This is a genomic window from Bacillus cereus group sp. BfR-BA-01356 (genome assembly GCF_022663635.1).
Lineage (GTDB): Bacteria > Bacillota > Bacilli > Bacillales > Bacillaceae_G > Bacillus_A > Bacillus_A cereus.
The window spans coordinates 1-19,188 of the sequence record NZ_JAKUFX010000112.1; the positions used below are offsets into that span (position 1 = coordinate 1).

Here is a 19,188-nt window from a genome sequence, read left to right on the forward strand (position 1 = left end):
CACCATCGTTTTCAGAAAAAATTAAAGAACCTGAGTCCATACGAATATCGAACTCAGGCTTCTTAACTATGCGTTTTAATTACTGTCTACTTGACAGGGGTCAGTACATAACAGGCTTCTTTTTTATTATTTAGTAAACACGTTTTCGATTTTCTGCATAACTAGAGATGAGTAATAATGCAGTTTCTTCTCCTATATTACGAACAATATGAGGAACGCATGCATTCCATGAGAAAGAATCACCTTCTTCTACAATTGCAATATCTTCACCGTGCTGAACTTCTAATTTTCCGCGTAATACAAGGTGACATTCTTCCCCTTCATGGGCATTTGGTGAATTTTCTTTCGGGAATCCAGTAGGGATTTCTACTAAAGATAGGCGAAGGCCCCCTTGCTCCGCAACATGTTCAATTCTTTGCTCATCTTTGCCGTATACACTGTATTTCCGTTCTTCTTTTTTGACAATTTTTAATCGATCTTTTTGCTCTAACAATAAATAGGGAAGGGGAACGTTTAAAAAATTGGAGATCGTTTCTAAAGTTGAGATAGATGGTGATGTTTTATTATTTTCAACCTGACTCATAAATCCTTTAGAAAGACCTGTTCCCTCGCAAATTTGTGCAATTGTTATGCCTCTACGTTGACGAATTTCACGTATTGCAGAACCAATATTCATAAAATCAAGCTCCTTTTTGTAAACAACTATTTGTATCATAGCAAAAAAAATATATTTTTTCCCAGTGAAAATGAATTGACGAATAAAAAAAATTAGTGTATGTTTTGTAATGTAAATAAAAGTTTTGTATAAGAAAACTATAAAGGAGAGAATGAAATGAATCAACATATTGGTAACTTAATTATTCGTATCGTGTTAGGGGTAACATTCTTCATGCACGGTTTAACAAAATTCCAATCAGGAATTGACAATATTGCAGGATGGTTTACAAGTATTGGTTTACCAGGAGGACTTGCATACGGTGTAGCAACGTTTGAATTAGTTGGAGGTCTATTATTAATTCTAGGTTTAGGTGTAAGATATATTGGATTATTATTTGCACTTGTTATGGTTGGAGCAATCGTAAAAGTGAAATGGTCAGCTGGTTTATTGGGAGATGGAAAAAATCCTGGTTTCGAATTAGAACTTGCATTATTAGCAATGGGTGCATACTTATTTGTTGCAAAAGCTGATGGCTTTGTAGATAATTTCTTAAAAGAAAAAATGTCAAAGAAGAACTAATTTAAATGGGGGGGCTAACAAGATGAGTTTTCAACTTCATCCCGATACAACACTTGATGTTGTTCATTTATACGTATCTAATGTAAAGAAATCACTAGAGTTTTATACGGAAGTACTAAGTATGAAGGTGCTAAGAGAAGAAGAAGCAGTCGTTACATTTGGGAATGAAAATGATGAACCACTTCTTATCATTGAAGAAAAGAAAGAAGCTTTTCCGAAGCAAAGAGGAAGAACAGGGTTATATCATTACGCAATTTTATTACCAAGTAGACAGGATTTAGCGAATGTTCTTCGTCATCTTGTAGAGATGGTATATCCACTACATGGCGGAGCCGATCATTACTTTAGTGAAGCTCTTTATTTAGCTGATCCAGATGGAAACGGGATTGAAATTTATCATGATCGACAAAAAGAAGTTTGGCGTGATGAGAATGGAGAACTCCCATTTGTTAGTAACCCGTTAGCTGGTGAAGAATTATTACAGCAAGGAAGTACATGGAATGGCTTTCCAGCTGGTACTGTGATGGGGCATATTCATTTTCATGTAGCTGATTTAGAGGAAGCGAAACGTTTCTATGTTGATGGTCTTGGTTTTGAAGTAACGATTCCATCTCGTAATGGAGCATTGTTCGTATCTGCAGGTGGTTATCATCACCATATCGGTTTAAATACATGGCAAGGTGAAGGGGTACCACCGCAAATGCCAGGTTCTGTTGGTTTGAAATATTTCACAGTTGTACTAGCGAATGAAAAACAAAAAGAGCAAGTATGTGAAAGCTTAAAAAATATTGGCAAGATTGCTACGTACAAAGATGGAATATTACAAGTCGAGGATCCATTTGGACATTGTATCCATTTCAAAATAAAAGGAGAAGCCTAAAAAGGCTTCTCCTTTTATTTTCTTATAATTGCTTTTTCGTTTTGTAAAAATAGTTCATCAAATTGTTTTGCAAGCTCAAAATCTAGTTTCGTTAAACCTTTTGCATTCCAAGATGACAAAGTAATAATAACTGCTTTATACTGGATAAGGATAAATGGATGGTGATTATGTTCTTCTGATAGTTTGGCGGCTTCAGAGACAAATTCGACTCCTTTTAAGTAGTCGGAAAACATATATTTTCGTTCAATCCATTTCTCATCTTTTACCATCCATTTATCTACCTTCAATAATTCTTCGTGAACTTCTTCTTCAGTTAATCTTAGCATCATTTTTCACATCCTTTACTGGAAGTAACGCAAGACCATTGTTAATAAGGCGTGTTACAGCTTCGTCAGTTGTGAAAGTAGAAAGTTGATGTAGTAATGCTGCCGATGTTTCATGCCCTTTGTTATGCTCTAAAAGTAACTCTAATACTTCAAGGCGCAGTAACCATTCTTTCGCATAAAATTTATTTAATACTTCTTGAATTGCTACTAATTGATCGATATGCGCGTCGTGTAAAATCCCCTCACTTCGAATATCTCGAACTGTTTGATACATACGTTCAAGTTCATTCAGTACAAGTGGAGCAGGAATTTCGTGAACTTCTTCATCCATTGGGAAAAATGCTGCGGCATCTGCGGCACCTGGGAATACTGAAGTGATTTGTGAGCCAACAGCCATATCAAATGCGCCCCATGAAGCATCAAATAAAACGCGGGCGTTATAAGTAACTGTGCAATCGATAAAGGAAATAAGAGCAATTTTCTTATCGTTTTTTACAATATCTGTTACTGTTCCTTTTACATGAATACCACTTGCAAAAGTAAACTCAGCGATAGTTCCAATTGTAATTCCTAATGATTGTAGTTGTTCGTCTGTACAATTTTCTAATGCAATATTTTCAGTGAGTAATCCAATCGGTGTTCCAAATCCGTCACTGTGTACAGAAGTAGAATGATTCGCTAACTGTTTATTATGAAGTGCTAATGCCGTTGGCGAATTTGTTCGCATGTAAATTAATTCACCTGCATCGTTTTCAATTGTCTCGCTAAATGTACCTGTAATTTGTAATCCGCTATTTAGCTCAGCTGTTGCATAGTTCTCAGAGCGAATTGCTTTTTCTAAACCTTCTTTTCCACCTGTTTTAAAGGCCATTGTTTTAGAAAATGTTTCAAGCGCATCTGTTAATTCTTCAAAGGATTCACAAACAAATAGTTGTGGTTGCATTTTTGTTACGTCATAAGTTGTCCCTATACATGCTTCGATAGAAAATGGAACCTTTTCTACAGCGTCTGTTAAGCAATGTTTGCTTTCGCCAACAGAAGAAAGGAGACCAGCACCATATATCTTTGGATCATCTATATTTCCGATCAATCCATATTCTACTGTCCACCAGAAAAGACGTGAAATTTGTTCAGCTTCTGATAAACCAGAAACTAAGTTTTGTTTTTCAATTACAGCATTTTCAGCAGCCTTAACTTCATCAGGAGTAGAAGTAGGGCTTTCTTTCACTATCGTTAATGTACGAACAGCTTCAAATGCATCATGTTCTTCTTTTGTAGAGAAAGCTTTTGCACCAATTTGCCCAAAACGTTTCACATATTTTGCATATGTAGGATCAAGTAAAATCGGTGCGTGTCCTGCGGCTTCGTGTACTCGATATTTTCTACTTTCCGAATATCTGTTGCGATCGGTAGTAATCCGTGTCCTTGAAAATCGAAGAATGCTACGCCGGGAATAAGTCCGTCAATCGTTACAGCGCCCCAGCCACTTGGTGCCAAACACTCATTCATTTCTTCTACTTTTGGAATTGCATCTATATTAATACCAGATGATTGTAGTCCGTTCACATAGGCTGGATGAGCAACGTCTTTTAAGAAGCTATGATTTTGTCTCATAATGTAACGCCACACAGCGTGATTCACCGGTGTGTATTGATCATAATGTTGTGTGGATACGAATGGTTTTAAATGCGATGGAATTTCTGTTTTCTTTGTCATTTAGACATCCTCCTTTTTTTCTATAAAATTGAATATCGATTTCGTATAGCTTGTATCACCTCCCTTCATTATTTGTAAGCGCTTATAAAATTTTATCATAAGATTCGGAATTATTTAACATCTGTTTCTGTGAGAAATAGAAAAAGCCCCTATCGGAAAATCCGATAGGGGCGAAAGAATCGCGGTACCACCCTATTTGTAAGTGAAAATATACTTACATCTCAATTAATGATAACGGAAAAATTCCGTCTTTTCCTTCATGCATAAAAGCACTACGAAAAAGAAGCTCCAGAATTGTAATTCATACTTATATATGTGCTAATTTCCACCGACCATTAGCTCTCTGTAACAGGGATATAAGATACTACTGCGATTCTTTCAACGCGTATATATGAAATTGTGTAAGAGGATGGACGCAAAAAAGTCCCTATCGGAAAATCCGATAGGGACGATAAAAATCGCGGTACCACCCTATTTGTAAACAACTAATTGTTTACCACTCACTTTACGATAACGGAAAGATCCGTCTTTCTCTTCATGCATAAAAAGCATTACGGGAAAGAAGCTCCAGAATTGTAATTCACGCTTGTATATGTACTGATTCGCACCAACCATCAGTTCTCTGAGACAGTGATATAAGTCGCTACTAGTATTCCTTCAAAGCCGATATATAATTCGTTCAACTAAACTATGTTTTGTATTATAAAACTATATTAAAAAAATTGTCAACAAAAATTTTTTATCCCGTGTTAATGAGCAGTAAAATTCCTACCTCAAAATTCGGTTGGAGCAAAGAAGTGAGATGGGAGATTAACTGCCCGTAACTCCCGATTGGTGAAGGCTAATAATCAGTGGGGATGAACGAAATCTCCACTGATTAAAATTTTACTTTATTTCACTTCTAAATTAACAGTTAAATTAGAGGTATTGCCAGCTGCATCAGTTGCTACAATGTGAATAGTATTTTTTCCTTCTTGTAATTGAGTGCGATCGAAATAAATGTCATAGCTTTTCTCCCAAGGGTTCAGGAATGCCTGTTCCCATACACCATTTCCGTTAATTTCATATTGCATTCTCACTGGAATACCAGGTGCTATCCAACCAGATTCTGACATCCAATCTAGTAGAATATCATCAACTTTTCCTCTAATTACGAGATTTTCTTGGTCAACCTCGTGTGTTAACTTAGGTGCAGTTCGATCAAGAAATACAGCAGCTGTTTGCTTTGTTTCCCCGCCAGAATTAGAAGCAACTGCTTCAATTTGATATAGCCCATCAGTTAAAGGAGTGCCATCTGCTTTTGTACCATTCCATTTGAAAGGTTTATACCCAGGAGTTGCATTTTTAGCTTGATGGATAATCCCTTGATACGTTACACGTTCTTTCGTAACTAAATTTGCATGCAATGTGATATCATCCACAGGCGCAACTAAATAGTAGTTGATGAGATTATCATCTAGTACGTGGTCGCCATTTGGGCTAAAAGTAGAATTAATAATTTCAAGTCCATCGATACGTTTATAATCTTTAGGATCGATACTAAATGTGAATGGAATTCGAATTTCTTCTTTTGCCCCTTGTTCTTTTACATATACATTTCCAGTATACACACCTTGTTGTAGTGAGCTATCTACAGTGATAGTAAATGGTTTTTCGGTACTACTATTCGGTTGAATGCTAATCGATGAAGGGACAGAAGCTTTTACTTTTGTTTTTGTGTTTGCATCTAGTAATTCCACACGAGTTGAAAAACTTTTCTTTTTACTAGAAAGGTTTTGTAATGTAACATTTTGCGTCAGTTTTACTTTTCCGCTATTGGGCTTAATAAGACCGAAGCTGACATTGTTAGGTTTTACTAATACATTTGTTTGAGCTGCTTTCGGAATGTTAATTAAACCAGATCCTTGTGCCATAACAGGGTATGTATTTTCATTGACATCATGTAATGTTTTGACATTGTTGGCAAGAGCCGCTTTCAATTGTTCTGTCGTCCAATCAGGATGCATTTGACGCAAGAGGGCAACCGCTCCAGCTACTTGCGGAGCAGCCATACTTGTTCCGTTATGCGATTCATAGCCGCCTCGCGGTACTGTACTAGTAATTTGTACTCCAGGTGCAACAACATCAGGCTTTATTAGCCAACTTCCTTGTGATGGTCCTCTTGAACTAAAGTTACCGATAAGTTCTGTTTGCTTTGGTTGTCCAATTTTTATATTTTTCTTTCGTTTTGTAATTAAAGTTTTTAATTCTTCCCCATTTGTATTTGATAATTGCATTACTGGGACAGCTAGATGTTCACGTGAAAAATATTCCGGCATCATATTAATTTCTTTTTCGCTAGAGATTAATAACACACCAAGTGCACCAGCTTGCTTCGCTTGTTCTGCTTTTACTAATGTACTAGAAGTACCTTGTAAAATAAGTGCGAATTTCCCTTTCACATCTTGTTTTGCATAATCACTTGGATTGCCATAACCAACATATACAAGAGGAGAATCATTTTCTATTGGAAAATCGGATTTTGATAATGGTAACCCTTGATATGTTTTGCTGGAACCAGTTACTTGGAATGTTGGAAACGGGATAGAAACCGTAGATGCTCCAACAGAAATGACACTACTTGCGTTACCGGGAGCATCAACAGACCAAGGTTTTGGTCCGTCATTTCCATTTGAAACGACAGCAGTAACACCAAGTTTCGCTGCTCGTTCTAACGTTAATGTTACAGGCTGATCAGGTACATTTAAATCCTGCCCAAGGGAGAGGTTTAATACATCCGCACCATCTTGAATTGCTCGCTCAATTCCTTGGATAATATCATCTGTTGTACCAGTTCCACCGTCATTCATTACACGATATGCTAGAATAGAAGCGTTTGGAGCAACGCCTTTGATTTTTCCGTTACCCGCAATAATTCCAGCTACATGAGTACCATGTACGTTACCATCCATTGGATCGTTATCTTCATCAACCGTGTCATATCCACCGATATAATTTGCCTTTAGGTCAGGGTGTGTATAGTCTACGCCAGAGTCGATAATGGCTATTTTCATGCCTTTTCCATCAAGCGGTTTGCCAAATGGATCTTTTAAATTCCACGCTTCAGGTGCACCAATTGTCGGTCCACCGATATTTGGTGCTTCTTCGTTAATAGCACTTTTTGATGTTTCATGTAATTTATATGTTAAGTTCGGATAGACTGCTTTTACTTCAGGTAAAGAGGCAAGAGAGGTAATTTGATCTCCAGGAATTGAAATAGAGAATCCGGAAAATAACGTATTATACACTTCTTTAATTTTTGCACCAGGTGCTTTTTCTTTTATTTTCTTAGTCGTATCTTCTTGTGCTTTTTTGAGCTCAGCATGATAAGACTGTGCATTACTATTTTGTAAATCTGGAGCATGCTGAATATTACTTTGAGCAGCGAGAGGTGCATGTTGTAATTCTACAATTACTGATATTTCTTTTGTTGTTTTCGTTTCAACATTTTGAGCGATTTTATGTTCTCCCCACTGTTCAATCGTTGTTTTTAATTGTGGACTAAATTGCTTCTCCTTTTGTAGTGATTCAGCATGAGCACTTAAAGCTCCAAAACTAGAAAAGACAAGCGCCATGCTTAATAGTGTAGATGTAGTTTTTTTCATTGATACTCCCCCTAATAAAAAGTGCCAATATTCAGAAATAAAATCTTGCATTTTAGTTAGAAATTATACATATAAATGTTGGCTAAACTATACTTTCGACATAATTCATACCAATCCTCTATGGATTGAAAATTTCTTGGGAAATTTTTTCTGATTATGTCGAATCGATATTTTTCACATATTGTAGGGATAAAGTGAGGAATGCTATGAGGGAAATGGAGTGATGGTATGAAAAGGCTAATAGTAAGTAGTAGTGTAGTGTTGTTTATGTTTTTATGTTCTATCACTATTACTAGTGCAGAAAATAATAGTGTGAAAGTTGCTTTTATTCGTCATCATAATCTTTGGATTAAAGTTGATGGGAAAGAAATACAGATTACAAAAGGAGAGTACATAACAGGGCCGAAGTGGTCATATGATGGGGAATGGCTAGCGTATGTAAAAGGGAAGAAACAAAGTATTCTTGAGTTATATCGGCTGAAAGATGGAAAGAAAGTTACGCCGTTTCACTCAGAAGCATCGAATTATCAATGGTCACCAACAGAAAATATAATTGCATTTATATTTACAGGTACATTAAATACATTTGATGTAGAAAAAAAGAATGCAGATTTTGAAAATGTATCGGCTGGTGTAGGGGATTATGCATGGTACCCCGATGGAAAGAACTTTCTTGTATCCTCTGAAGCGCACTTACTTCCAACAGGATGGACAGGCGCTCAGCTATATGAAGTGCAAAAAGATGCACATATGAATCCTCACAAAATGAAGCATTTGTATGCATTGCCAAATGAACACGATGATTTCCTAGCGCTAGTAGCAAGTGGCTTTAAGTGGTCACCAGATCAAAAGTGGATTTCATTTTTAGCAGTACCGACAGCTTCATGGTCAGCTGATAGTAATACGCTTTGCTTAGTTCGTGCAGACGGCAGTCGGTTTGAAAAAGTAGATCAAATGTTATTAAACGCACAATGGTTTCAATGGGCACCATCAAAAAATATATTAGCTTATATTGAAGGGAGCGGAAGAGTTGCATTAGAAAATAAACATTTAAAAGTAAAGGAATTGCCAGCACTTCAGCAGAACATATTTACGCCGAAAGGATATGTTGATTGGGATTTTGTATGGAAGAACGATAGAGTAATTATCGTTTCACGAGCAAAAGAGGCAGGGATAGAAACTCCACCAGAAAAAAGGCCACTACCATCTTTATATGAGGTCGATAGTACAAGTAATGCACAGCATCAAATCACAAAGAAAACGAACAAGCAAGGGGATTACCACCCGATCTTCATGAAGAAGAGTAATCAATTAATTTGGATACGTTCAGACCGTAAGAAAGCGGATGTATGGCTTGCTCATAAAGATCGGAAGCAGGAAAAGAAGTGGATTGAAAATATAGATGTACCAGCGTGGTATTATGAGAAATGGAATTGGGGAAATGTTATCTCGGTGAAAGAAGAATAAAAAAACTGCCTAAAAGATCATTTTAGGCAGTTTTAATTGTTATTTATGTGTTTTATTTGGCTTTTTTTTCGCTGGGTTTCCGTTCCCTTGGCGCTTTCTATTTTGTTCATCTTTTGCTTGTTTTTCATGTAGTGTATCTAAAAATTCATTCGAGTTACTCATGTTTATATCTCTCCTTTCATTTTGTCATGATTACTATAACCATTTAGGAGGATAATCATGAGTTAGAAGTTAGGCACTTAATTTTCTTCGATAATGTAAGTAAAATATTCCATACATAACAAATAGCATGAGTAAAACTTGTAACTCTACATTTTCTTTTAAAATAGCTGCGATAGTGTCTGGTAAGTACGGTGATTTATCGTTTGTGCTTAAACCTAACCATTTATTTAAGAGGCTAATGGTACAAAACATAAAAACACCGGACCAGCTTGCCGTAATTGCTTTTTGCTTAATTTTTGTTTCACGTTCATCATCTGTAATCCAAGGATTAGCAGTTTTATCACTACTAAAGAAGCCGTTTATATATCCCCATACAATCATTCCAATAAAGAAAATTATCCATTTCATATATGTAATTCTCCTTTCTGTGTAAAAAGTTTTTTACATATTGGTTTTCATATAGCAGGAATAAAGTATGAGATAGGGAAGAAATATGTAAGAGGATTTCATAATGAGAGGAGGAAGGGGATGAAAATCGTCTTTGTTCGGCACGGGGAAGGAGAACATACAAGGGATTTGCCATCAAGTTTAAAAGTGCTTCATCCGCCATTGACGGATGAAGGAAGGAATCAGGCTAAATTACTTCAATGCAATGTGCCATTACAAGAGACGGATATATTAATTGCTAGTCCTACACTTAGAACTTTGCAAACGGCGACAATATGGAGTGCGAAAGTTGCTTGTCAAAAAATCGTTCATCCATATGTATCTCCGCGTATTTTTCCTTATCGAGAAGAAGCGAGAACATTACCGTGCGATTATATAGTAGATCAGGGAATGATAACAAAGTTATTTCCGCATTTTTCGATAGAGAAAAGCTCAAATAATCAGTTATGGAAGGAAGGTATAAACACTATTTCAGAGAATAGTTTTCAGCAAATAGTAGATGAATTTCTTCTTTGGTGTTATGAACTGAGTGTTGAAAGAATTTGCATTGTATCCCACGATGGAACAATTACAGCATATAGGCAATATTTACAGAAAGTCGTTTTAACTAGATCAGATTTTTTGAAAGAAACGGGTATATATGAAATGGATTTATCCCAGAAAATTCTGATTGACAAGGGCTGATTATAGGATGGGGATTGTATGTTGAATATTGCATTAGTAGTTGGTTTTAATTCGGATTTAGAGGCGCAATCAATCCGAGCATCTCTTGAATATTTTGGTGCAAGGGTTGTGACATATTGGATTGGTAGACCGAAAGATTTTGTGGGAGTTCTTTCTGGAAAGAACTTATTTAACGATGTTAATTATATTATTTTTTGCTTTCATGGTGAAGAAGGGAAGTTTGTCATGGAAGAGTTAGGCGAAGAAGTATATGAACAAGATGAACCGAGAGGGTATTTTGGTGCAGAAGAAATTTATGAATATGCAAAATTGCATAATACACATATTGTAAATAGCGGGTGCACGTTAGGGGAGCAAAATCTAGCAAAATCTTTTTTACATAGTGGTGCGAAATCATATATTGGATCGATTGATTATGTAGATGGAAATGCAGCACTTATGTTTACTATACGCTTATTTTATGGGGTTATTAACCATGGGAAAACGTTAGAAGAAGCGTTTCAAGAAGCGAGTTTAATTGATGAGGAGACACATACATTTCGATTCTATAATTAGTGTGAAACACGTTTATTCTATATTCGAATAAACGTGTTTCACATTTAACTCACAATTTTTTTACATTTTTTTCAATGAAAATGATTATCACCTGTGGTATGATATGTTCAAGTTTTTACAGGTAATAGAAGTTACTATATAAACGTTAGTTTTGAATGTTTCATACGCATGTCACGAATTATTCATAATTAACATTTTAAAAATAAGTAACTAATGTTATTATATTATCTGTAACTAACTTAATTACAACTTTAGGAGGAAGATATGGTTATTCAATTTTTAAGAGAAAACAAAGCAGTTTCTTTTGTATTAGCAGTAATTCGAGTATATCTTGGTTACACATGGTTAATGGCTGGAATCGGTAAACTACAAGGAAAAGGATTCGATGCAACAGGTTATTTGCAAGGTGCAATTGAAAAATCTAAAGGTGCACAACCGGCTGTTCAATCTTGGTGGGCATCATTCTTACAAGAATTTGCAATTCCAAATGTAGATTTGTTTAATACACTTGTAACATGGGGGGAAATTTTAGTCGGAATTGGTTTAATTGTAGGCTGTTTAACAAAAACAGCGGTCTTTTTTGGTCTTGTAATGAACTTTTCCTATATGTTTAGTGGGTCAATTGGTGTGAACCCTGAGATGGTTATCTTATCTATGTTTGTTCTTGTTTCCGGTATGAACGCTGGGAAATTTGGAATGGATGGCTTTGTTATCCCGAAAGTATTAGGATCAAAAACTCAAAAACGCCAAAAGCAAGCTGCTTAATATATGAAAACGGGTATCTCAAAATGAGATACCCGTTTATGTTATTTTTCAACTTTGATCGGATTGTTCTTAAAGAAATCTTTTACATACCCGACAAATTCTTGTGGTTCTTGGCGAAATGGTGCATGATAACCTTTTTCAATAATATGTAAAGTGCTATTTTTTAAGAATTGATGATACGTTTCTCCTTCTTTCCAGGAAACGCTACTATCATTTCTGCCCCATATAATTAAAGTTGGCTGTTTTATTTCATTTGCATTAATTTTAAGACGTCTAGGCCATAATTTCATTTTATTATAATGCTCTTCATCATTACGTTTGAATTTCACTTTGCTTTCATCATAATCTGTAATAGAAGAAACTGCATTTAAATCAGTCGACAATTGTGGTTTTGGTGAGCCTTGTTTAGTAACGAATGTATGAGGGCCACCTGTAGCATCAGTTAAAATAAGGTGAGTAACTGCTTCAGGATATAAATATGTTAAATTTAGAGAAATTTCTCCCCCCATGGAATGCCCCAGTATTGCGAATGAATCATACCCTAGTTTTTTCATTAATTTATAATACAAATTTGCATGAGTTGGAAAAGAATAATAAAAATCCATTGGCTTAGATGAGCGCCCGAATCCTAAAGCATCTACAGAAATAATTGTATGATCTTTTGCTAAATCGGAGTAAATCTTTTGAAAACCATCTGATGACCCTCCAAAGCCATGAATCATAAGTAAAGGTGGTTTTTCATTACCAATCTTTTTAAAGTAAATGGTTTGACCATCTATTTCTACCATTTTTTCCTCGGTAGCTAGTTTCGCTGTAATTGTATTTTTAACTCGTTTTACTTGTTCTACTGGCTTTTCTGCTGCACTACATCCTACTAATAGTGTAAGAGTAAGACAACCTACCATAAAATAGCTAAATCGCTTCAATTAGGTGTCTCCTTTCTAACATAACGCTGTATCTATCATAGCAAATAGCATATTACGATTTCCAGGAAGTCGGCTACCATTTTTTATCATAAGAGGTGAAAGGAGCGTTTCTTGGAAATTTTCTGTTTGAAGAAATTTACGAAATGTAAATTGTGAGTGTGGGACATCAATTCGTACTATACCATTCCAACATTCACATATCTTTTTTAATAATTGAATAGCATCTTCTGCTTGCTTGGCGATAAGTGGATTGATACATAATATATTGCCCTTTTGTATGCATAATGAAAAAGCTTCTATACAGTTATTTCTTTCAATTTTAAAAGAGTGTACAGCCCTTGGTAATAGCAAAGAGTAAAGTAGAGAACGATTCATACCAGTTGCAATTTGATCCAGAGAAGTAAGAGATATAAGGTCTTCTTCTTGTACTTGTTGTAAGTGAGAAGGGTACGTCTTAATAGTTTGCTTTTCAAAACGATGAATCGTTGTTGCTGTTTGAAATCCGCATGATGTGTATAGAGGTTCGCCAGCTTTTGTCGCAATAAGTGCAATGGGTTGTTTTGGATGAATTTGTTCCAAGCAATGATTTAGCAACATGCGCCCTATTCCGCGTCCTTGAAAATTAGGGTGAACGATTAACATACCAATGGAAGCGAAGTTACTTGTAAAGGGAAATACTCCTCCAGTCGCAATGAGTTTGTTCTCATGAATGTAACCTACAAGTGTGCCGATAGAAAGATACATTTCGAATTGTTTTTTCATAAAAATTTCATCGTGTAACCATCCAACAGATTTGCAAAGATTAAGTAATTCAAAAATAAAAGACTCATTTAGCTTTACTATTTTCATAAAGGCTCACCGCATTTCTATTTATTTTCATAAAAATAGAGTCAAAATGTAAAAAAGAGATTTACGTTAAATGAAATCCAACTTGTTTATATTTAAATTGTAAAGGGCGGGATGATTGATACAAAAAGACAAAGTTATACAAATTATAACTGATATTTACATAAGTTAACAAAAAATTTACATACAGCTAATTTTCTCTTAATAGTCTTCCGTTAAATTTGATAGTGGGAAATGAATAACCTAATTAGGGGGACAAGACAGTGAAAAAGTTTGTGAAAAAAGCATGGCCATTTGCAGTTGTGGCATCATTAGCAGTTACTTCGGTAGCAACATGGAATTTTACTCGTTCTAGTGAGGTTAATGCAGATGAGAACGGAAGCAATGCAAAGATTAAAAATGTTATCGTATTAATTGGGGATGGTATGGGTCCTTCATATATGACGGCTCACCGTTATATGAAAGATAATCCAAAAACCTTTGAAATGGAATCTACAGAATTTGATAAGCATCTTGTAGGAACACAAAAAACATACCCAGAAGATGAACATGAAAATATTACAGACTCTGCATCGGCAGCAACAGCTATGTCAGCAGGGATTAAAACATATAATGCTGCAATTGCAGTTGATAATGATAAAGCGGAAGTGAAAACAGTTCTTGAGCAAGCGAAAGAAAAAGGGAAATCAACGGGACTCGTTGCAACTTCTGAAATTACACATGCAACACCAGCTGCTTTCGGTGCGCATGACATTAGCCGTAAAAATATGGACGCAATTGCAAATGATTATTTTGATGAGAAAATTAAAGGGAAGCATAAAGTAGATGTTATGCTTGGCGGCGGCGTAAAGAACTTTGTTAGAAAAGATCGTAATCTTACAGAAGAGTTTAAGAAATCTGGTTATAGCTATGTAACGGATCGAGATCAATTGTTAAATGATAAAAATGACCAAATTCTTGGTTTATTTGCACCAGGTGGATTAGATAAAATGATTGACCGTAATGAGAAAACACCTTCATTAGAAGAAATGACTAATGCAGCAATTGAGCGTTTGAACAAAAATAAAAATGGTTTCTTCTTAATGGTGGAAGGAAGTCAAATCGACTGGGCTGGACATGATAATGATATTGTTGGTGCAATGAGTGAAATGGAAGACTTCGAAAAAGCTTTCAAAGCAGCGATTGAGTTTGCGAAAAAAGATAAAAATACGTTAGTTGTTGCAACGGCAGATCACGCTACTGGTGGCTTATCTTTAGGTGCCAATGGCGAGTATAACTTTAAAGTAGAACCAATTAAAGCTGCAAAGCGCACACCAGACTTTATGGCAAATGAGATTGCAAAAGGTGCAAATGTAGAAGAAACATTGAAAAAGTATATTGATTTACAATTAACTCCAGAAGAAATTCAAGCTGTAAATGATATAGCTCCGTCAAAAGATGTAACAAAGATTGATAATGCAATTGAAGATATTTTCAATAAGCGCTCGGTTACAGGCTGGACAACGGGTGGACATACAGGGGAAGATGTGAACGTATATGCATTTGGTCCAGGTAAATACTTGTTCTCTGGCGTTCAAGAGAATACAAATATAGCGAAACGTGTCTTTGATATTGTTGGCGGTGGCGATCCGAATAAAGGAAGACGCTAATTAAGAGCGAAAGTGAGGCGAAATGCCTCACTTTTCTTTTTAGGAGTTGGGAATATGAAAAAGTTATTTAGGAAATTAAGATTCCTTCTAGTGTTTGTAGTACTACTAGTTGGATGTCAACAAGAAGAGAATAACGTAGAACAAAAATCTACTACTAAAAAAACTGAGGAAAAGGTACAAATAACAAAAGAAGAAGAGAGATCTATTCAAGATGTTATTCATACATTTGTGCGAACGACGAATGAAAAAAATCTTGCAGAACATATGGAGTTATTTTCAAAGAAGATGCCTAGTGCTGAAGACTTAAAAACACAAAAAGAAGCCGCATTTCAAAAGGGAAATAAGAAAATTGAATTGGAACATATAGATATGAAAGTTAGTAAAGTAGGGTATGTTATTGTTGAAACGAAAGAAAAGGAAGTAGACGACAGTATCACTCTTCAAAAGAAAGTACAGTATGCTCTTGGGAAAGAAGATGATAAATGGAAGATTGAAGAGGTTCGAACGATAGAGAAAAAATAAAGTGAAACTTTAATAAGTGTGGAGTCGTACTTCCAAAAAATGATAGAAAAAAGGTTCTCATTGGCGAGAACCTTTTTTTATAGTGGTAGCATAATTTGATTTGAACATGCCTCAATATCATCAATATCTTGACGAATTGTGGCCATTTTATTATCCAGATCTTCAGCTTTCATTGCTGCATCATGTAGTTCATCTTTTAAATACTCCGGTATTTTCCCTTCATATTTATAATAAAGTTTGTGTTCTAAACTTGCCCAAAAGTCCATTGCCAGTGTACGTAACTGAATTTCTGCAAATACATCTTTTGTACCAGAATTTAGTGATAAAGGGTATTTAATGATCATGTGTAAACTTTTATATCCGTTTCGTTTTGGGTTAGCGATATAATCTTTTACTTCTATGACTTCCATATCTTCGCGTTTTTGAATGACTTCTTTCAAATGATAGATATCTTCTACGAAGCAACATGTAATACGAATACCAATAATATCTTGTAAATGTGTTTGAGCATTTTCAACTGTTGGTAATAAGTTTTTGCGCTCTAGTTTTTTAATAATACTTTCAGGTTGTTTTAGTCTTGTTTTTATATGTTCAAACGGGTTGTAATCCTCTAGAAATTGAGCTTCCCGGTTCATAATTTCAAATTTAGTTTTTAACTCTTCTAAAGCAAATGTATATGGTAATACAAAAGCTTTCCAGTAGTTAACTGTTGATTGATTATATTCCATTTATATACACACCTTTTCCTATTTGCAAGTGAGGTCGTTATTATACTAAATACCAAATCATATAAGCGCAAGCAGCAAATGATGAGATCATAAAGCGATATTTAGTTTTCATACTTTCAACTCCTTTCGAGTAAGATTTTATATTAATAAACGTGATTGTTAATAAGTTCACTATGTACAGTTTCTATAGTAATAGATTCGTGTGAATTTCGTATGAACTAATTGTTTCAGCTTTTTGTCTTTTTTGCTGTTAATCATAATTATTATTCGGATTTAAAGTGTTTTTATTTGATTTATCTATTTGTATAAATTAATGTATATTTAAATTTATAGTTATTGAGGAGGATATATGGTGAACTTTGAAGAATTAGCAATTGCTAGACGTTCTGCAATGAAATTTATACAAGGTATAGAAATCCCTGATGAGGATTTTAAAAAAATATTTGAGTTAACTAAGCTTTCTCCATCTTGCTATAATTTGCAGCACACACATTATGTTGTAATTCGTGATCAAGAGCGAAAAGAAAGATTAAAAGAATTAGCTTTCGGTCAATATAAAGTATCGAGTGCATCAGCGGTAGTGTTCGTTTGTGGTGATAAAAAAGCATACCAAAATGTTGAAAATATTTACTTCGGCATGAAAGTTTTAAAGATGATTGATGAATGTGAATATGAAGATACAATTAGGAAAACGAAAGGTTTATATGAAGGAAAAGGAGAGCGTTTCATGGAGGATGAAGCGATTAGAAATGCTTCGTTAAGCGCGATGACTTTTATGTACGCAGCTAAATATTATGGCTATGATACATGTCCAATGATTAATTTCGATGAAAAAGTAGTACAAAGTGAATTAAATATGCCGGAGCATATAGTACCTGTTTTAATGATTACGATAGGAAAAAGTGATACGACTAAAACTCGTCCACGAGGATATCGAAAGCCGATTAGTGAGTTTGTTACATACGAATCGTTTTAATAAAGTGAAACTTTAAATCAGTAGGGGTCTTATTGGCCGTTAATGCGGGACAAAATTTATTTAACTATAAAAAACAAGGGGATTCTAAATGGAATCTTCTTGTTTTTGCAATTGACAAATAGAATGAAGTTTTATAATATATAAATCGTAATCATTACGTTTTAGTTGCAATCTTTGAAAGAAAGGAGAATTAAATATGCGTGTAAATATTACATTAGCTTGTACGGAGTGTGGCGATCGTAATTACATTTCTAAAAAAAATAAACGAAACAATCCAGAACGCATCGAACTAAAAAAATATTGTCCACGATTAAAGCGAGTAACGTTACATCGTGAGACGAAGTAAAAGACTAGAGATATCTCTAGTCTTTTTTTTATAGTTCTTTGGTTTTGTTTGTTATAATTACCTTAAAATGTAATAAAGGGAGCGGTATGATGAATCAAAAAGATAAAGAAAGAAAAGAGCGAGTGGCTCATATTATTAACATTCCAGATGAATATAGTCTTGTTGTAGATGATCAAGAAGGGGTTGATGACCCGTATCATCTATTATGGTGGGAGCATAAAGAGGATCAGGAGAGAACGATACAAATTACATTGAATAGACATACTGGTAATTTAATTGAGTTTAGGATAGATGATGAAAATTCTTTTTCAAGTGGTAAGGAAGCGATAGAGGAGAAGAAGGCAAGGGAGATTGCAAATGCGTTCTTGAAAAAATATACAAAAGAAGGATATGAATTCTATACATATGTAACGATTAAGGACGACAGGCGTGGTTGGAAAGAAGTAAATTATATGCAAGAAGTGAATAGCTATCCATTGCCGAATACAGGGTGCGTTGTGCGAGTGAACCCTTCAGGTAATGTTGTGCAATTTCATTACAATGGACAAAAAGCTATAGAGAAAAAACCGTTATGGCCAAGTGAAATTGTTGAGGAGAATATCGTTTTAGAAAATTTGAAAGCTAGACAAGATATGAGACTTGTATTTATAGATTTAACATACTCTTCATGTAAGTATGAAAGCGGGGAAGAAGTAAAAGGGTACCATCTTGTATATGAACCAGAGCCTAGTCATGCGTTTATTGATGCAAGTACAGGTAAAGATTTATATGAGCCAGATCATTATAAATTGCCTTCGGCTGTAGCTGTTGGAAAATCGAGAAAAGGTAACGAACGAGGTGACATATTCGAATTATTTGACTGGAATAAAGAAGGTTTTACAAAAGTAGATGAGACGGAAAATGATGATGAAATAAGGATGAAATTTGTTCCGAAAGAGGAATTACAAAAACAGAAAGAAGAAAAGAATCCATATTTAATGAATGAATTCTTTAAAAAGCATTTACCGATGTTGAAATATAATAATTTAGTTAGCGTTACAATTGATAAATTAACCAATGAATTAACTGGTTTTATAAAACTGACAGATGATAAAGAAGTAAAGCAAATACTGTCTAGAGAGGAATGTTTACAAAAAGCACTTCAATTTTTAGAACGAGTTATTCCAGATATCAAACAATATCTGCGTCTTTGGGAGGAACGTGCATGCCCATCAACTTAAGAGTGAGCACAACCTGAGCTTTCGACTCATCGGATCAAAACATTCCTAAAATAAAAGCATACTCTTAAAAATAAGCATCTCAAATAAACCCT

Annotated in this window: 18 protein-coding genes, 2 pseudogenes and 2 other annotated features; of the genes and pseudogenes, 11 read left to right on the forward strand and 9 right to left on the reverse strand. The window is 35.0% G+C overall.

Translation table 11 applies throughout. The features are described 5' to 3' along the window. Positions 1-130: 130 nt before the first annotated feature. Complete coding sequence (locus tag MR168_RS25830) at positions 131-676, reverse strand: helix-turn-helix domain-containing protein (RefSeq protein ID WP_001020693.1); 546 nt, start codon at positions 674-676, stop codon at positions 131-133. A 156-nt stretch (positions 677-832) separates the two neighbouring features. Here MR168_RS25830 and MR168_RS25835 point away from each other — a divergent pair, with 156 nt between their 5' ends. Both MR168_RS25835 and MR168_RS25840 read left to right on the forward strand, forming a co-directional pair. After that, positions 833-1,237 (forward strand): DoxX family protein, encoded by a 405-nt coding sequence (locus MR168_RS25835; protein WP_001071553.1) that lies wholly within the window; start codon positions 833-835, stop codon positions 1,235-1,237. 22 nt (positions 1,238-1,259) lie between these two features. Beyond that, entirely contained in the window at positions 1,260-2,117 is an 858-nt protein-coding gene (locus tag MR168_RS25840) for a VOC family protein (protein ID WP_000009849.1), read from the forward strand. Between the two features lie 14 nt (positions 2,118-2,131). Here MR168_RS25840 and MR168_RS25845 read toward each other — a convergent pair whose 3' ends face one another. The 3 genes and pseudogenes from MR168_RS25845 to MR168_RS25855 form a co-directional block, all read right to left on the reverse strand. After that, positions 2,132-2,446, reverse strand: a complete 315-nt coding sequence (locus MR168_RS25845; RefSeq protein WP_000979537.1) for a 4a-hydroxytetrahydrobiopterin dehydratase — start codon at positions 2,444-2,446, stop codon at positions 2,132-2,134. Beyond that, positions 2,427-4,159, reverse strand: a pseudogene (locus tag MR168_RS25850) (aromatic amino acid hydroxylase). The gene MR168_RS25845 and the pseudogene MR168_RS25850 overlap by 20 nt, the downstream one beginning before the upstream one ends. A 163-nt stretch (positions 4,160-4,322) precedes the next feature. Further along, positions 4,323-4,550, reverse strand: a binding site (T-box leader). A gap of 50 nt (positions 4,551-4,600) precedes the next feature. Continuing rightward, positions 4,601-4,829: a binding site (T-box leader), on the reverse strand. 220 nt (positions 4,830-5,049) lie between these two features. Continuing rightward, the gene (locus MR168_RS25855; protein WP_242291587.1) at positions 5,050-7,803 is read right to left on the reverse strand and encodes a S8 family peptidase; all 2,754 of its coding nucleotides are present in this window, start codon (positions 7,801-7,803) and stop codon (positions 5,050-5,052) included. Between the two features lie 228 nt (positions 7,804-8,031). On the opposite strand from MR168_RS25855, the gene MR168_RS25860 reads away from it, so the two are divergent. Then, a complete protein-coding gene (locus MR168_RS25860; protein ID WP_000825732.1) occupies positions 8,032-9,270 on the forward strand; it encodes a TolB family protein in 1,239 nt (412 codons plus the stop codon). Positions 9,271-9,309: 39 nt separating this feature from the next. On the opposite strand, the gene MR168_RS25865 is transcribed toward MR168_RS25860, so the two are convergent. Both MR168_RS25865 and MR168_RS25870 read right to left on the reverse strand, forming a co-directional pair. Continuing rightward, a complete protein-coding gene (locus tag MR168_RS25865) occupies positions 9,310-9,432 on the reverse strand; it encodes a DUF4023 domain-containing protein (RefSeq protein ID WP_000071866.1) in 123 nt (40 codons plus the stop codon). 69 nt (positions 9,433-9,501) lie between these two features. After that, positions 9,502-9,840 (reverse strand): hypothetical protein, encoded by a 339-nt coding sequence (locus tag MR168_RS25870; RefSeq protein ID WP_006927328.1) that lies wholly within the window; start codon positions 9,838-9,840, stop codon positions 9,502-9,504. 120 nt (positions 9,841-9,960) lie between these two features. Here MR168_RS25870 and MR168_RS25875 point away from each other — a divergent pair, with 120 nt between their 5' ends. From MR168_RS25875 to MR168_RS25885, 3 genes are all read left to right on the forward strand, one after another. Next, positions 9,961-10,563 carry a histidine phosphatase family protein gene (locus tag MR168_RS25875; RefSeq protein WP_000706239.1) on the forward strand — a complete coding sequence of 201 codons (603 nt, stop codon included), beginning with the start codon at positions 9,961-9,963 and terminating at the stop codon, positions 10,561-10,563. Between the two features lie 18 nt (positions 10,564-10,581). Continuing rightward, positions 10,582-11,118: a hypothetical protein gene (locus MR168_RS25880; protein ID WP_000931932.1), complete on the forward strand. Its 537-nt coding sequence runs from the start codon at positions 10,582-10,584 to the stop codon at positions 11,116-11,118. A gap of 264 nt (positions 11,119-11,382) precedes the next feature. Then, positions 11,383-11,883, forward strand: a complete 501-nt coding sequence (locus MR168_RS25885) for a DoxX family protein (RefSeq protein WP_000236612.1) — start codon at positions 11,383-11,385, stop codon at positions 11,881-11,883. A 41-nt stretch (positions 11,884-11,924) separates the two neighbouring features. On the opposite strand, the gene MR168_RS25890 is transcribed toward MR168_RS25885, so the two are convergent. Both MR168_RS25890 and MR168_RS25895 read right to left on the reverse strand, forming a co-directional pair. After that, positions 11,925-12,809, reverse strand: a complete 885-nt coding sequence (locus MR168_RS25890) for an alpha/beta fold hydrolase (RefSeq protein WP_086411441.1) — start codon at positions 12,807-12,809, stop codon at positions 11,925-11,927. A 15-nt stretch (positions 12,810-12,824) separates the two neighbouring features. Continuing rightward, positions 12,825-13,658, reverse strand: coding sequence for a GNAT family N-acetyltransferase (locus tag MR168_RS25895; RefSeq protein ID WP_000706693.1), 834 nt, complete (start codon positions 13,656-13,658; stop codon positions 12,825-12,827). A gap of 260 nt (positions 13,659-13,918) precedes the next feature. Here MR168_RS25895 and MR168_RS25900 point away from each other — a divergent pair, with 260 nt between their 5' ends. Together MR168_RS25900 and MR168_RS25905 are read left to right on the forward strand one after the other, a co-directional pair. After that, positions 13,919-15,304, forward strand: a complete 1,386-nt coding sequence (locus MR168_RS25900) for an alkaline phosphatase (protein WP_000714913.1) — start codon at positions 13,919-13,921, stop codon at positions 15,302-15,304. Positions 15,305-15,358: 54 nt separating this feature from the next. Continuing rightward, a complete protein-coding gene (locus MR168_RS25905) occupies positions 15,359-15,826 on the forward strand; it encodes a hypothetical protein (RefSeq protein WP_000732795.1) in 468 nt (155 codons plus the stop codon). 77 nt (positions 15,827-15,903) lie between these two features. Here the strand turns inward: MR168_RS25905 and MR168_RS25910 are convergent, their stop codons facing one another. Then, the gene (locus tag MR168_RS25910) at positions 15,904-16,554 is read right to left on the reverse strand and encodes a GTP pyrophosphokinase (protein ID WP_000456219.1); all 651 of its coding nucleotides are present in this window, start codon (positions 16,552-16,554) and stop codon (positions 15,904-15,906) included. Positions 16,555-16,903: 349 nt separating this feature from the next. On the opposite strand from MR168_RS25910, the gene MR168_RS25915 reads away from it, so the two are divergent. The 3 genes and pseudogenes from MR168_RS25915 to MR168_RS25925 all read left to right on the forward strand — a co-directional run. Further along, positions 16,904-17,530: a nitroreductase family protein gene (locus MR168_RS25915; RefSeq protein ID WP_242291588.1), complete on the forward strand. Its 627-nt coding sequence runs from the start codon at positions 16,904-16,906 to the stop codon at positions 17,528-17,530. A gap of 196 nt (positions 17,531-17,726) precedes the next feature. Further along, positions 17,727-17,876 (forward strand): 50S ribosomal protein L33, encoded by a 150-nt coding sequence (gene rpmG / locus MR168_RS25920; protein WP_001265617.1) that lies wholly within the window; start codon positions 17,727-17,729, stop codon positions 17,874-17,876. A gap of 89 nt (positions 17,877-17,965) precedes the next feature. Further along, positions 17,966-19,078: pseudogene (locus MR168_RS25925) on the forward strand (YcdB/YcdC domain-containing protein); the annotation flags it as partial. Between the last annotated feature and the right edge of the window lie 110 nt (positions 19,079-19,188).